Origin of the sequence: Sphingobium chlorophenolicum, from assembly GCF_000722875.1 — a bacterium.
In the GTDB taxonomy this organism is placed as follows: Bacteria; Pseudomonadota; Alphaproteobacteria; order Sphingomonadales; family Sphingomonadaceae; genus Sphingobium; species Sphingobium chlorophenolicum.
Genome location: NZ_JFHR01000128.1, coordinates 1 through 941 on the forward strand (window position 1 = coordinate 1; position 941 = coordinate 941).

A 941-nucleotide genomic window follows, 5' to 3' on the forward strand; every position below is an offset into this window, starting at 1 on the left:
AGCCCCAGGCATTGCGCAGCAGGGCATCCGCAGGCCTGCCCCGACCCGCCCGCTCATAGAAGGCCGCCGCCTCCGCCGCGTCAATCTGCCCCAGGTCGATCAGGCTGTTGACCCGCAACAGCCGCGCCTCGACATCGCCGGGATAGCGCCGCTCGAAATCGTCCAGATAGGCCAGCGCTGCCCTCGGTCGCCCGTCGCTCCGCGCCTGATGGATCAGTTGCAGATACAGCCCCCGCATATCCGGCGCCTCCTCCGCAAGGGCAGGGGCCGCCCCCATCAGCAGCGCCGCCAGCAACCACCTCATCGCGAAATCCCCCGCAACGTGTCGAAGATCGCCACCACCGGCGGCCCGCCCAGCACCACGAACAGGGCGGGCATGAAGAACAGGATCATCAGCACCACCATCCGCACGGTGATGCCGCCCATCGCTTCCCGCGCGCGCATGACGCGGCGCTGCGTGAATTCCCGCACGAATTCGCGCAGGGCAGGGGCCAGCTCCACCCCCTGGAACAGCGCCTGCCGGAACAGGGCGGCCAATTCCCGCGCCCCGCTCACCGCCACCCGCGCCGCCCAGCGGTCCAGCGCCAGATCGTACCGCATCCCGCGCTCCAGATCGGCCACCAGCATCGCGATCAGCCGCGCATGGTGCGGCACGGCAATGGCCTCGTCCCGCGCAATCGACCGGAAACACTGGTCCAGCGAAACGCCGCTCTCCAGCATCATCAGCATCAGGTCGAGCAGGAAGGGAAATTCCGCCATGATCGCCCGCGCCCGCCGCGCCGCCAGCAAAAGGATCGCCTGCTTCGCCCCCACATAGGTCAGCCCGGCGACGATCACGATCAGCAGCGGCTGCGCGAAAAAGCCGCCCCACACCACCCGCGAAACCAGCATCGCCGCCAGCGCCACGCCCCCGGTCGCCCCCATCCGCGCCCAGACGAACC

Annotated in this window: 2 protein-coding genes; both read right to left on the reverse strand. The window is 69.5% G+C overall.

The genetic code is table 11. From position 1 onward, the window contains the following. A partial coding sequence (locus BV95_RS22545) for a tetratricopeptide repeat protein (RefSeq protein ID WP_338057867.1) occupies positions 1 to 304 on the reverse strand: 304 nt, incomplete at its 3' end. Next, a partial coding sequence (locus BV95_RS22550; protein ID WP_037457615.1) for a type II secretion system F family protein occupies positions 301 to 941 on the reverse strand: 641 nt, incomplete at its 5' end. The genes BV95_RS22550 and BV95_RS22545, both read right to left, overlap by 4 nt.